11 protein-coding genes are annotated in these 12,641 nt (G+C 66.3%); 5 read left to right on the plus strand and 6 right to left on the minus strand.

What is annotated here, in order from left to right; translation table 11 throughout:
• The first annotated feature begins 55 nt into the window (after positions 1–55).
• The gene (locus UB43_RS14795; RefSeq protein ID WP_256205166.1) at positions 56–850 is read left to right on the plus strand and encodes a nucleoside-binding protein; all 795 of its coding nucleotides are present in this window, start codon (positions 56–58) and stop codon (positions 848–850) included.
• A gap of 131 nt (positions 851–981) precedes the next feature.
• Here UB43_RS14795 and UB43_RS14800 read toward each other — a convergent pair whose 3' ends face one another.
• From UB43_RS14800 to hppD, 4 genes are all read right to left on the minus strand, one after another.
• On the minus strand, positions 982–1,359 hold the full coding sequence (locus UB43_RS14800) for an MliC family protein (protein WP_045212227.1): 378 nt from the start codon (positions 1,357–1,359) through the stop codon (positions 982–984).
• A gap of 92 nt (positions 1,360–1,451) precedes the next feature.
• Positions 1,452–2,867 (minus strand): amino acid permease, encoded by a 1,416-nt coding sequence (locus tag UB43_RS14805; protein ID WP_045212230.1) that lies wholly within the window; start codon positions 2,865–2,867, stop codon positions 1,452–1,454.
• A 112-nt stretch (positions 2,868–2,979) separates the two neighbouring features.
• Positions 2,980–3,621: a maleylacetoacetate isomerase gene (maiA, locus tag UB43_RS14810; RefSeq protein WP_045212232.1), complete on the minus strand. Its 642-nt coding sequence runs from the start codon at positions 3,619–3,621 to the stop codon at positions 2,980–2,982.
• A 51-nt stretch (positions 3,622–3,672) separates the two neighbouring features.
• Positions 3,673–4,755: a 4-hydroxyphenylpyruvate dioxygenase gene (gene hppD, locus UB43_RS14815; protein WP_045212234.1), complete on the minus strand. Its 1,083-nt coding sequence runs from the start codon at positions 4,753–4,755 to the stop codon at positions 3,673–3,675.
• A gap of 302 nt (positions 4,756–5,057) precedes the next feature.
• Between hppD and UB43_RS14820 the strand changes: the two genes are divergently transcribed.
• The 3 genes from UB43_RS14820 to UB43_RS14825 all read left to right on the plus strand — a co-directional run bounded on the left by UB43_RS14820 (position 5,058) and on the right by UB43_RS14825 (position 7,546).
• Entirely contained in the window at positions 5,058–5,825 is a 768-nt protein-coding gene (locus UB43_RS14820; protein WP_045212237.1) for a helix-turn-helix domain-containing protein, read from the plus strand.
• 567 nt (positions 5,826–6,392) lie between these two features.
• Positions 6,393–6,554, plus strand: a complete 162-nt coding sequence (locus UB43_RS29190; protein ID WP_082085844.1) for a DUF1427 family protein — start codon at positions 6,393–6,395, stop codon at positions 6,552–6,554.
• A gap of 35 nt (positions 6,555–6,589) precedes the next feature.
• Positions 6,590–7,546 (plus strand): zinc-binding alcohol dehydrogenase family protein, encoded by a 957-nt coding sequence (locus tag UB43_RS14825; protein WP_045212239.1) that lies wholly within the window; start codon positions 6,590–6,592, stop codon positions 7,544–7,546.
• Between the two features lie 217 nt (positions 7,547–7,763).
• Here UB43_RS14825 and UB43_RS14830 read toward each other — a convergent pair whose 3' ends face one another.
• A complete protein-coding gene (locus UB43_RS14830) occupies positions 7,764–8,555 on the minus strand; it encodes a TenA family transcriptional regulator (protein ID WP_045212241.1) in 792 nt (263 codons plus the stop codon).
• Positions 8,556–8,631: 76 nt separating this feature from the next.
• The gene (locus UB43_RS14835) at positions 8,632–11,082 is read right to left on the minus strand and encodes an EAL domain-containing protein (RefSeq protein ID WP_045212244.1); all 2,451 of its coding nucleotides are present in this window, start codon (positions 11,080–11,082) and stop codon (positions 8,632–8,634) included.
• Positions 11,083–11,456: 374 nt separating this feature from the next.
• Here UB43_RS14835 and UB43_RS14840 point away from each other — a divergent pair, with 374 nt between their 5' ends.
• Complete coding sequence (locus tag UB43_RS14840; protein WP_045212246.1) at positions 11,457–12,560, plus strand: helix-turn-helix transcriptional regulator; 1,104 nt, start codon at positions 11,457–11,459, stop codon at positions 12,558–12,560.
• Positions 12,561–12,641: the final 81 nt, after the last annotated feature.

Below are 12,641 nucleotides of genomic sequence, written 5' to 3' on the forward strand. Positions count from 1 at the left end.
GAGCAACGGCCGCCGGATCGCCCTCGGTACCGCACTGGTCCTCGCCCCGCTGGGCATGGCGCAGGCCGAGGAGGATCGCTTCTTCGAATGGACCAGCAACACGCTGGGCTTCCGCTACGGCAAGGGCTTCACCAACCCGAACAACCCGCACGACATCAGCAAGCGCATCTTCAGCTTCAGCCACGCCGACGGTTACCGCTACGGCAGCAACTTCTTCCACCTCGATGTGCTGCAGTCCGACAGCGATGACCCGCGCAAGGGCACCGACCACGGCAGCAGCGAGGTCTACGGGGTATTCCGCAGCCAGCTGTTCGCCTCGCGGGTGTTCGACCTGCCGCAGGGCAAGGGCCTGGTGAAGGACCACGCCTTCACCTTCGGCTTCGACGCCAGCCGCAACAACAACCTCGGCTCGGCGAAGAAGCGCGCGCTGGTGTTCGGCCCGACCATCAAGTTCAACGGCCCCGGCGTGCTGGACCTCTCGCTGTTCTACTACCGCGAGAAGAACCACTCCGGCATCCCCAACGTGAAACACCCGGACCACACCTTCGACACCACCTACATGCTCAACCTGACCTGGCTGCGGCCGTTCCAGCTGGGCGACCACGGCGCGAAGTTCCAGGGCTTCCTGAACTACACCGGGGAGAAGGGCGAGGACTACAACGACAACGACACCGCGCCGGAAACGCTGGTGCGCACCTCGCTGATGTTCGCCACCCTGCCGGGTGCCAAGCGCCAGCCGAACCTGTGGCTGGGCGTGGGCTACGAGTACTGGCACAACAAGTTCGGCGTGGATGGCGGACGCGGCACCCGTACCTCGACGCCGACGGTGAACCTGGAGTTCACCTTCTGACCCGGCCCGAATTGTAGGAGCGCGCCATGCGCGCGATTCGCGGGCATGGCCCGCTCCTACAAGAGCACTTACCCGCCCATGAAAAAGCCCGGCATCTGCCGGGCTTTTCCTTTCGTGCCTTTCCGGAGGAATCAGTTCTCCTTGCAGGCCACGCCATTGCTGGGCTCACCACCGGTCCACTCGTTGTAGAGGGTGGCGTCCTCGCCCTTGGTCCACCACACATAGCGCCCCGCCGCGTAGCGGGCACCGGAAGCGGCGATCACGTTGCTGAACACCAGCGTCGAGGCGTCCGTCACCGGCACCACGGCCAGGCTGTTGTCGCCCTTGTTCAGGTACTGCACGCTGATCTTGCGGCCGTCCTCGCACTTGTACGAGACGCTGCGCGAGTCCAGCTTGGCGTCGCCGGGCAGGACCAGCGCATCGACCTGGGGTGCTTTCTTCTCTTCGCCGCCGCAGGCGACGAGGATGACCGGCACGGCGGCCGCGAGCAGCCAAAGTGCTTTTTTCATGAGTATCCCTCTGACGAAAAATGGCCCGGTCACTCTAGGAAAGGTCGGGCCGCACGGTCAATCTCGGGCGGCCCGTCTCAAAGTCGGGCGACTCAGTCCGCCAACGCCGTCCGCACCTCGCCACGCGCAGCGCCCTGGCGCTTCAGGCGATAGCAGCCGTACATCACCAGCAGCCATACCGGAATCGCGTAGACCGACACCTGGATGCCCGGCGTGAGCAGCATGACGCCGAGGATGAACACCACGAAGCCCAGGCACAGCCAGTTGGCCGCCGGATAGGCCACGGCGCGGAAGGCCGTGCGCTGGCCCTCGGCATCCATGTGCGCGCGGAACTTCAGGTGCGCCAGGCTGATCATCGCCCAGTTGATCACCAGCGCGGCGACCACCAGGGACATCAGCAGCTCCAGCGCGCGGGCCGGCACCAGGTAGTTCACCAGCACGGCGAGGAAGGTCACCGCCGCCGAGACCATCAGCGAGCGCACCGGCACGCCACGGCTGTCCACCCTGGCCAGCGCGCGCGGGGCGTCGCCCTGCTCCGCCAGGCCCACCAGCATGCGGCCGTTGCAGTAAGTGCCGCTGTTGTAGACCGACAGCGCGGCGGTGAGCACCACGAAGTTGAGGACGTGCGCCGCGGTGCCGCTGCCGATCATCGAGAAGATCTGCACGAAGGGGCTGCCGCTGTAGGAGTCGCCGGAGGCGTTGAGGGTCTGCAGCAGGCTGTCCCACGGGGTCAGCGAGAGCAGCACGGTGAGCGCGCCGATGTAGAAGATCAGGATGCGGTAGATCACCTGGTTGATCGCCTTGGGGATCACCTGCTTCGGCCGGTCGGCCTCGGCGGCGGTGAAGCCGAGCATTTCCAGCCCACCGAAGGAGAACATGATGATCGCCATGGCCATCACCAACCCGCTGATGCCGTTGGGGAAGAAACCGCCATGGGCCCACAGGTTGCTCACGGTTGCCTGCTCGCCGCCGGTGCCACTGGCCAGCAGGTAGCAGCCCAGGGCGATCATGCCGACGATGGCGGCGACCTTGATGATGGCGAACCAGAACTCCGCCTCGCCGAAGGCCTTCACGTTGAACAGGTTGATCGCGTTGACCACCACGAAGAAGATCGCCGCCGTGGCCCAGGTCGGCACGTCCGGCCACCAGTAGTGGATGTACTTGCCCACCGCGGTGAGCTCCGACATGCCCACCAGGATGTACAGCACCCAGCAGTTCCAGCCCGAGAGGAAGCCGGCGAAACCGCCCCAGTACTTGTGCGCGAAATGGCTGAAGGAGCCGGCCACGGGCTCCTCGACGATCATTTCGCCGAGCTGGCGCATGATCAGGAAGGCAATGAAGCCGGCGATGGCGTAGCCGAGGATCATCGACGGGCCGGCGGACTTGAGCACCCCGGCCGAACCGAGGAACAGCCCGGTACCGATGGCGCCGCCGAGGGCGATCAGCTGGATATGGCGATTCTTCAGGCCGCGCTGGAGCTGGCCTGCGTGTTGAGTTTCACGCGTCATGCGTCACCTGTTGTTTTTATCTGTGACGGGATTCGGCCGCCCGGCTTGTGGCCAGGCGGTGCGGGCAAGGCAAGGCTAAAGAGCGGTGGAGCGGGAAGGCTGATTGACGGGATTACTGGGCGTCGGGCTGCACCTCCGGGGCGGCCTGCTGGAAGGCTTCGAGGAGCTCGCAGCGCGCGGCGATGGCGAGCAGGCGCGGGCAGCCGGAGAGGTCGCAGTCGAAGCGACGGGCGTTGTACAGCTGGGGGATCAGGCAGGCCTCGAAGTAGCCGGGGCGCTCGCCCAGGGACAGCGGGCCGCTCCAGTTGGAAACGCCCGCCTCTACCGCGTGCAGGCCGGTTTCGACCCAGTGGCGAATCCATGCAGTCTTCGCCTCGTCCGCCACCGCCAGCGGGCCGCTGAGGTACTGCAGCACGCGCAGGTTGTTCAGCGGGTGGATATCACAGGCGATGTGCAGGGACAGCGCGCGGACCTGCGCACGTTGCAGCGCATCGCGCGGCAGCAGGCCGGGTTGCGGATGGGTTTCGTCGAGGTATTCGAGGATGGCCAGGGACTGGGCAATGCGGGCGTCGCCGTCCACCAGCAGCGGCACCAGTTCCTGCGGGTTGAGCGCCTGGTAGTCGGCGGCGTGCTGCTGGCCGCCGTCCTTCACCAGGTGCACCGGCACCTGGCGGTAGGCCAGGCCCTTGAGGCCGAGGGCGATGCGCACGCGGTAGGCGGCGCTGGAGCGCCAGTAGGAATACAGGGTGAGCATGATGTTCTCCGGGGGCGACCACGCTCTGCGCGCGGCCGCCCTGCAGGCGAGTTACTGGTCGGAGATCACGCCACGGCGAATCTGGTCTTCCTCGATGGATTCGAACAGGGCCTTGAAGTTGCCCTCGCCGAAGCCCTGGTTGCCCTTGCGCTGGATGATCTCGAAGAAGATCGGGCCGATCACCGTGTTGGTGAAGATCTGCAGCAGGATGCCGTCGTCGCCCGGCGCTCCGTCGATGAGGATGTTCAGCTCGCGCAGCTGCTCCAGCGGCTCGCCGTGGCCGGCGACGCGGGTGTCGACCTTGGCGTAGTAGGTGTCCGGGGTGGTCATGAAGTCCACGCCGTTGGCGCGCAGCTGGCGCACGGTGGCGTAGATGTCTTCGGTGGTCAGGGCGATGTGCTGGATGCCTTCGCCGTGGTACTCGCGGATGAATTCCTCGATCTGCGACTTGTCGTCCGCCGACTCGTTGATCGGGATGCGGATCTTGCCGCAGGGCGCGGTCATGGCGCGGGACAGCAGGCCGGTGAGCTTGCCTTCGATGTCGAAGTAGCGGATCTCGCGGAAGTTGGCGATGCGCTCGTAGAAGCCGGACCAGACGTCCATCTGGCCGCGCTTGACGTTGTGGGTCAGGTGGTCGATGCACAGCAGGCCGACGGCATTGTCGGTGGCGCTGCGGCCTTCGATGAACTCGAAGTCGACGTCATAGATGCTCTTGTCGCCATAACGGTCGACGAGATACAGCAGCGAACCGCCGATGCCTTCCACGCAGGGTATGTTCAGCTCGCCGAAGTTGGCGTGGCTGCCCACCAGCTTGGCGCCCTGGGATTCGACGTAGGCGGCGGCCTGGGCGGCGTTCTTCACCCGGAAGGCCATGGCGCAGGCGCTCGGGCCGTGCTTCCTGGCGAACTCGTGGACGTGGCCGGTGGGGCTGCCGTTGAGCACGATGTTGATGTCGTTCTGCTGGAACAGGAAGACTTCCTTGGAACGGTGCTTGGCAGTCTCGGTGAAGCCCATGCCGGTGAACAGCTGGCGCAGTTGCTCGATGCCCTGGGCGTCGGGGGCGGTGAATTCGACGAACTCGAAGCCGTCGGTGCCGATGGGGTTGTGTTGCTCGATCTTGGTCACGGCGTTCATCCGGCCTCCTCGTTGTCGTTATCGGCTGGTTCGGCGCAGGGCCGTCCAGGCGTCTGGAATGTCTCCATCTCACCCGTCGGCAGGCGCCGGGACAAGCCAGGGGCAGGCCGCCCGCTTGGCGCCAGCGCCGGTAGCCCGGCAAGAAATCCTTACGCCGCGCAAAGCCCCGTGCGGCATGCCGCCGCACCGTAAAGAATTCGTGACAAGGTGGTGCGCCAGCCTGCCAGTGCGAGTGCCGCGGACTCGTCAGGGCGCCGTGCGGCGACTACCATGCGGCCCATCTCCCCTGCCCGGATCGTCCCATGGCCCGCGCCGCTCCCCCTGATTTCGACGCCACGCCGGCGACCTTGCGTGCATTGGCCCGCAGCTATCCGCGCGGCCTGCACATCGAGCCGCACTCCCATGACTGGGGGCAGGTGCTCTATGCGATGTCCGGGGTGATGTGGCTGGAAACGCCCTCCGAAGCGCTGCTGGTGCCGCCCAACCGCGCCGTGTGGCTGCCGCCGCAGGTGCCCCATGGCATCCGCGTGGTCAGCGAGCTGCAGATGCGCAACATCTACCTGCGGCCAGGCACAGCGGATTCACTGGGCGAGCAGGTGCAGGCGTTCGAGGTGGGCGGGCTGCTGCGCGAGCTGATCGTCACCCTGGTGCAGCACGAGCACGAACCGAACACCGACTATTACCAGGCGCTGTCGCAACTGGCCGTGCTGGAGCTGCAACGCGCTCGCAGCCTGCTGCTGCGCGTCCCGCTGCCGGACGATTCCGACCGCCGCCTGCTGAGCCTGTGCCTGGCGGTGATGGCCGAGCCGAGCCAGGAGATTTCCTTCGAGCAGCACGCCGCCGACGCCGGCGCCAGCGTGCGCACCCTCGCCCGCCTGTTCCAGCGCAGCCTGGGCATGGGCTTCGCCCAGTGGCGGCGGCAGGTGCAGTTGGCCACGGCGGTGGCGCAGCTCAACGAGGGTATGCCGGTGAGCCAGATTGCCCATGGTTTGGGGTATCAGCCGGGGAGCTTCAGCGAGATGTTCCGGCGCGAGCTGGGCGTGGCGCCTTCGGAGTATTGCGCGCGGTAGCGCGCCGCTCTTGCAGGACCGAGAGGGCGCCTAGCCCTTGCTCGCGAACCTGGCTTGTCCAGGGGAGCTGTGCCGCAGAGTGATACTGCTTCCGCCCAGGTGTGTACACGCCGCATCAGCGTGCGCTTGGGCTTTTTGTTTCGCCCCCTCGGGCGAGTCCCTTTTGGCAAACGCCCCAAAAGGAACCAAAAGGTCTCGCCCCTGCATCCGGTTTTTCGCTTCGCGAAAAATACCCTCGGTTCCTCGAAGTTCCAGGGGCCCGCCACGAAGGGCCATCCCTGGCCCATCGTGGCTCTCGCGACATCCATGTCGCTCAACCCCTGAAACTCCGATCACCTTCGGCCTCCTGAAAGGGGCACTCCGGAGCGCGCGGAGGTTTCTCTGGAAGCCCCAAGACCAAAAAAGCACGTGCAACGGCACCAGGCAAATCTGGCACCTGACACGCCCATCCAATACTCCCCGCCGACATCTGTCCGATATTCCGAAGTCCCTGACCGGCGACGCTCTCCAGCAGTCCCTAGACTGCCCCCATCCCATCCAGCCGCCGGAGCGATCCACGGAGGACACATGAGCTACCTGATCTCCCTGGCCATCGGCATTGCCGTCGGCCTGGCCTACCACTTCCTCGACTTCCGTTCGCCAGCGCCGCCGCTGGTGGCGCTGGTCGGCCTGCTGGGCATGCAGATCGGCGAGAACGCCTTGCCGCTGCTGACCCGCTGGCTGCACTGATTCCTCTCTCCCACTGCTTGCCAAGGACCCGTGCCATGAAAGCCCTGCAATTCGACCGCACCGGCGACCTCGCCGCCCTGAGCTTCACCGAAATCGCCGACCCGGTGCCCGCCGCCGACGAAGTGCTGGTGGAAGTCCATGCCGCCGGCTTGAACCCCAGCGACGTGAAGAACGTCCTCGGCCGCTTCCCCTACACCACCCTGCCCCGCGTACCCGGCCGCGACTTCGCCGGCACCGTGGTGAAAGGCCCCGCCGAGCTGCTGGGCAAGTCCGTCTGGGGCACCGGCCGCGGCCTGGGCTTCACCCGCAACGGCAGCCACGCCCAGTTGATGAGCGTGCCGGTCGGCGGCGTGGCATTGATGCCCGAGCGTATGAGCTTCGCCCAGGCCGCCAGCTGCGGCGTGCCCTTCACCACCGCCTGGGATGCGCTGGAGCGCAGCCAGGTCGGCGCCGGCACTCGCCTGCTGGTGATCGGCTCCGGCGCCGTCGGCGCAGCAGCCATTTCCCTGGCCAAGGCCCGTGGTGCCCAGGTGCTGGGCGCGGTGCGCCGCGCCGAATCGCAGGTGGAACTGCAAGCCCAGGGCGTACCGAGCATCCTGCTGGGCTCGGCGGACACCCTGGCGGCACAGGTGGAGGAGCACTTCCCCGGCGGCGCCGAGGTGATCTTCGACACCACCGGTTTCTGGCTGCCGGCCGCCGTTTCCGCCCTGGCCACCTTCGGCCGCATCGCCATCATCGCCGCGCCGGTGGACGGCCATGTGCAACTGCCGGCCCTGGCGCTGTACCGCCGCGGCGGATCGGTGGTGGGAGTGAATTCGCTGCTGTACGACACGGTTGCCTGCGCGGCGATGCTGCGCCAGTTCGGCCAGTGGTTCGACGACGGCAGGTTGCCGCTGCCCACTGGCCTGCGCGAAGTGCCGTTGAGCGAGAGTGTGCAGCGCTACCACGAGATCAACGAGGGCAGCAGCGAAAAGATCATTCTCGTGCCTTGAGCCTGAACTTGAGGTCGCCGGAGAGCCCCTCTCCCCAGCCCTCTCCCTGAAGGGAGAGGGAGCCGTCCGAGCGGGCTGAACAAGACGTCTTTATCCTGCAACCTCAGACTGTGCACGCCAGTCAGCGACGATATCAATCCGATCCCCCTTTCCCTCTGGAGCGGGGCGCGCAGCCAGGGTTGGGGTGAGGGCAAAGCCCTGTCGAGTGGCGGTGGCCCTACCCCGCTGCCTTCATCGAAGAGTCCCGCCGCGCCCCACCCTGCACCTGTTCCAGCGCCAGGCACTGGTCGAGGAACAGGCGCATGTAGCCGTAGCTCTTGCAGATCGCCTCGCGCAGCGCCAGGCAACGCGGCATCGCGAGCTGCGGGCCGCAGAGGGTGCAGATGATCTCCAGGGCTTCCCAGGGATGATCGTCGTCGTAGCGCGCGTGCATCTTCAGCCAGCGCATGGCGTCCTTGCGGGCGCCGGGCGGCAGGGTGCGCTCGTAGGTATCGGTGGAGCAGACCAGCGCCGACCAGTCGCCGGTCGCGCCTTCGATGGCGTAGTTGGTCGCGGCCATGGCCAGCGCCAGCTCCTCGGTGGCGCAGCTGTGCCAGCACCAGTGGCCGAGGGCATGGAGTTCGGCGGGTACCAGCTGGGTCTTGAGCTCGGCCAGGGTCACGCCGTAGGCCTCGGCCCAGCGCACCCAGTAGTCGGCGTGGTTGAGCTCGACGCGGATATTGCGCATCAGCCAGCGTCGCGCCATGTCTTCGCCGGGGCTGCGGCCGAATCGGGTCTTGAGCAGGTTGTGGGACATGTACAGGGGGAACTGCTCCACCACCTGCCAGCCGCCGATGAGGAAGGCGCGCATGGTCTGTCGGCTCAGTTGGCCGTCGCGCATGCGCGCATAGAGGGGATGCTCGACCACCGACAAACGGCTGGTTTCACACTCCTGCACCAGGCGCTGGGCCCAGTGCGGATAGCTGGAAAGCTCCTTGAGCGGCCCACTGCGAACAAAGGTGTCGTTCATCCAAGGCTCCGTTGCTGGTCGATCCATGCAAGCACCGGTAAATCAGGCCTCAGGTTAGTCCTGTCTTGGCTGCGCGTCACCGTCCGGAGGTTGTGTCGGATGCCACAGCTGCGACGTGCGTCTCACGCAGGAAGCTCCGATTGAAGGGTTGCGGCCGCGCCAACCCGTACCCCTGGGCGTAGTCGATGCCGATTTCCCGCAGCACTTCGAGGATTTCCTGGGTTTCGACGAACTCCGCCACCGTGCGCTTGCCCATCACGTGGCCGATCTGGTTGATCACCTGGACCATGGCGCGGTCGATGGGGTCTTCGAGCATGTCCTTGATGAAGCTGCCGTCGATCTTCAGGTAGTCCACCGGCAGGTGCTTGAGGTAGACGAAGGAGGACATGCCGGCACAGAAGTCGTCCAGCGAGAAGCGATAACCCAGCGCCTTCAGCTCCTGGATAAAGCGCGTGGCGTTGACCAGGTTGGCGATGGCGCTGGTCTCGGTGATCTCGAAGCACACGCTGGCGGGCTCGATGCCGTAGCGCGGCTGCACGTCGCGGAGGAAGTCGAGGAAGGTGTCGTCACCGATGGTAGCGCCGGAGAGGTTGATGGCGCAGGTATGGATCGGTTCGTAACCGCCCTCGGCGATGCGCTCGGCCAGGGTCCGGAAGGCGTTCTCGACCACCCAGCGGTCGATGTCCGGCATCAGCCCGTAGCGCTCGGCGGCGGGGATGAAGTTGATCGGCGCCACCAGCCGGCCGCACTCGTCGTTCAGGCGCAGCAGCAACTCGACGTGGGCGCCCTCCATCACACGGTCGTCGACGGGGTAGATCGACTGGGCATAGAGACAGAAGCGCTCCTCCTCCAGCCCCAGGCGGATGCGCTGTACCCAGGCCATCTCGCCAACGCGGTTGGACAGCTCGGTATCGTCCGGGCGGAACACCTGGGCACGGTTGCGGCCCTTTTCCTTGGCCATGTAGCAGGCCATGTCGGCGCAGCGCAGCGCCTCCTCCACCGACACCAGCATGGCGGAGATGTGCACTACGCCGATGCTCACGGTGATGTTGAAGCCGCGCCCCTCCCACATGAAGTGCAGCGCCTGCACGGTCAGGCGGATACGTTCGGCGATCTGTACCGCCATGTCCGGCGGGCAGTGTTCCAGGAGGATGCCGAACTCGTCGCCGCCCAGGCGCGCCAGGGTATCGCCGTCGCGCAGGCACTGCTGCAGCACGGAGCAGACCTGGCGCAGCAGTTCGTCGCCGGCGGCGTGGCCGCAGGTGTCGTTGACCAGCTTGAACTGGTCCAGGTCCAGGTACATCAGCGAGTGCTGGTCGTGGGAGTCCGCCGAGCTTTCCAGGGCCTGCTTCAGGCGGAACTCGAACTCGCGGCGGTTGGTCAGGCCGGTCAGCGCGTCATGGGTTGCCTGCCACGACAGGCTGGCCATGTACTGGCGCTCGCGGGTCATGTCGTGCAGCACCAGCACCACGCCGACCACCCGTCCATCGGCGTGGATGGGCGTGGCCACCAGCGTCACCGCCACGCTGGTGCCGTCCAGCCGCTGGATCAGCTTGCTGGTCTCGCTGCCGCCTTCCACCTCGCCGCGCAGGATCTGCCCCACCAGCGGCAGGCCCTCGATCTGTGAGTTCTCGTCGAGTATCCGCAGCAACGAACGCAGCGGCAGGCCGACAGCCATGGAGTTGTCCCAGCCGATCAGACGCTCCGCCGCCGGGTTGAAGTAGGCAATGCACTCGTGCTCATCGAGGGTGACCACGCCGTCGCCGATGGCCGCCAGGGTGGTCTGCGCACGCTCCCGCTCGGTGTCCAGGGCGCTTTCGAAGGCGCGCTGCTGGTGCAGCAGCTTGCGCGTGCGCCATACCGCCAGGAGGATCAGCGCCAGGCCAGTCAGCCCGTTGGCCACCAGCAGCACCCACATGATCATCCGCGAGCCCTGCCCCAGCGCGGCGGAGAAAGCCATGGCGGCCGGCGTGACGCCGTCGTTGATGGCCTGGATGCGGCTGTTCCAGTAGCTCAGGTCGCCCGGGCGGACGTCGCCCCCACGGATCTTCGCGCTCATCTCGTCGGACAGCTGCTCCAACTGGTCGAGGTAGGCGTCGCCGATGATCCACATCTTCACGGCCTGGTCGAAGTAGCTGTACTCGTGGAAATAGCGGTACAGCCAGATCAGCGCGCCGACATCGTCGGGATGGATGCCGCCCTGCAGGGCGCCGGCGCGGGCCAGCTCCAGGTCGGGCTGGCTGAGGTCGAGGGCGGCGCGGAAGGTACGGTCGCCCTGGGGGATGGCGATGGCGGTGCGGTAGCGCTCGTAATCCGCCGTGTCACGGCTCTGGCCGTAGAGTTGCAGGTAATGGATGGCGTCCTTCTGGCCCTTGGACCAGAGGCTCTCGCCGCCGACATAGGCGCGCACCCCCGAGAGGATAAAGAAGCTGCCGCTGCCGATCAGCGTCTGTAGCAGGACCACGACCATGAACGGCCAGACCAGCTTGAGCAGACGCGTCGTACGCCGGGTCGGCAACAGTCCCATTGCATCCATAACCAGTTTCGACTTCCTTCTTTCAATTCCTGGCAGGCCACAGGGGGTGCAGTGAAGGCTCACCCCGGGACTTTTCTGTCAGGCCGCCCCTTCCTTAACTTCTAGCCGATCGGGAGAAATCCTCAAATCATCCTGTGTGAGCTTGGACACGGGATGCCCGCCGTCCGGCGGAAAAATGCCGTTTCGCTGCCTGAAATGTCTTTTGTCGCTCCCCGGTGGCACCTCCCCGGCAGCCGATTAGTGGCCTTGCGACAGCTAAGGCCATGTGCCATACCTCAGTCGATCGTGCAATCTGCAAAGTGCAATCTGCAAGATGACGAGCCCAGGGTCGAAAGTGCAATCCGCAAACAACCGATGGAGCGGCCATGCCACGGCAGGATATGGACAGGCGGTACGACCGGCTGGTGGGCCTGACCTACGAGTGCGTGCTCGAAGAGGCCAACTGGCTGCCGCTGCTCACCGAGCTGATCGCCGCCAGCGGCCGCCAGCAGGGTGCCCTGCTGTTCTGGGACCAGACCGAGAGCGGCGCGCTGGCCAGCGAGATCAACCTCTGCGATCCCGGCGCCATCGAGACCTACAACCGCGAGTTCTGCACCATCGACCCGTCCAAGGGTTTCATGCTCCACCGCCCGGTCGGCCACTGGTACCACGACCGCGAGGAGTACGGCCCGCAGCGCATGGCGCGCGACCCGTACTACCAGGAATTCCAGCGCCCCAACGGCATGCACAACGTGTCGTGCCTGAAGCTCAACGAGCAGGCCAACTCCGGCGTCTACCTCTCGGTGCTGACCAGCCTCGGCGCACGCTACCCCGATCCGCAGGAACAGACCCTGCTGACCCGCCTGAGCGAACACCTGACCCGCGCCGCGCGGATGTTCGGGCGCATCGACGAGATGCGCCAGCAACTGGCCCACCGCGACCTGCTGCTGGATCAACACCCCACGCCGCTCTGGCTACTGGAAGGCAACGCCCGTGTGCTCTACGCCAATCAGGCCGCACAACAGCGGCTCGGGCTGCGCGCCGGGTTGTTCCATGAAGTGTTCGGCCGCCTGCACTGCCGCCAGCACGACGCGAAACTCCAGGCCCTGGTGCGCAATGCCGCGCCCCGCACCGGCAAGGGCAAGGCCGGCTGGCTGCCGCTGGGCGATGGCAGCGGGCAGGAATTGCTGGTCACCCCGGTGCCCGCCGAAGCCAGCTTCAACCAGCCCTTCCAGCGCCCACTGGTGCTGCTGGCGCTGCTCGACGCACATCGCCAGAGCCGCCTGCTGGGCGAACTGTTCGGCCTCACCCCGGCCGAGCAGCGCCTGGGCGGCCTGCTGGTCCGCGGGCTGACGCCCGAACAGTGCGCCGACCAGCTCGGCACTTCGATCAATACGGTGCGCAGCCAACTGCGTGCGTTGTTTCGCAAGACCCAAACCAGCCGCCAGGCCGAACTGGTCAGCCTGCTGGTGCGGCTCGGGCAGCGCTGAATTTTCGCGGCCGTCATTCATTCAGATGATGGCCCGGGGCCAAGCGCCCCCTAAGGTGTTGGACGGATCACCGGCATGGCC

The organism is Pseudomonas sp. 21 (genome assembly GCF_000955805.1).
Classification (GTDB): Bacteria; Pseudomonadota; Gammaproteobacteria; order Pseudomonadales; family Pseudomonadaceae; genus Pseudomonas.

Coding starts and splice junctions, on each gene's coding strand:
- UB43_RS29190 (WP_082085844.1), top strand. CDS start 6,393: ATGAGCTACCTGATCTCCCTGGCCATCGGCATTGCCGTCGGCCTGGCC.
- UB43_RS14835 (WP_045212244.1), bottom strand. CDS start 11,082: ATGGGACTGTTGCCGACCCGGCGTACGACGCGTCTGCTCAAGCTGGTC.
- maiA (WP_045212232.1), bottom strand. CDS start 3,621: ATGCTCACCCTGTATTCCTACTGGCGCTCCAGCGCCGCCTACCGCGTG.
- UB43_RS14820 (WP_045212237.1), top strand. CDS start 5,058: ATGGCCCGCGCCGCTCCCCCTGATTTCGACGCCACGCCGGCGACCTTG.
- UB43_RS14795 (WP_256205166.1), top strand. CDS start 56: ATGGCGCAGGCCGAGGAGGATCGCTTCTTCGAATGGACCAGCAACACG.
- UB43_RS14830 (WP_045212241.1), bottom strand. CDS start 8,555: ATGAACGACACCTTTGTTCGCAGTGGGCCGCTCAAGGAGCTTTCCAGC.
- UB43_RS14805 (WP_045212230.1), bottom strand. CDS start 2,867: ATGACGCGTGAAACTCAACACGCAGGCCAGCTCCAGCGCGGCCTGAAG.
- hppD (WP_045212234.1), bottom strand. CDS start 4,755: ATGAACGCCGTGACCAAGATCGAGCAACACAACCCCATCGGCACCGAC.
- UB43_RS14825 (WP_045212239.1), top strand. CDS start 6,590: ATGAAAGCCCTGCAATTCGACCGCACCGGCGACCTCGCCGCCCTGAGC.
- UB43_RS14840 (WP_045212246.1), top strand. CDS start 11,457: ATGCCACGGCAGGATATGGACAGGCGGTACGACCGGCTGGTGGGCCTG.
- UB43_RS14800 (WP_045212227.1), bottom strand. CDS start 1,359: ATGAAAAAAGCACTTTGGCTGCTCGCGGCCGCCGTGCCGGTCATCCTC.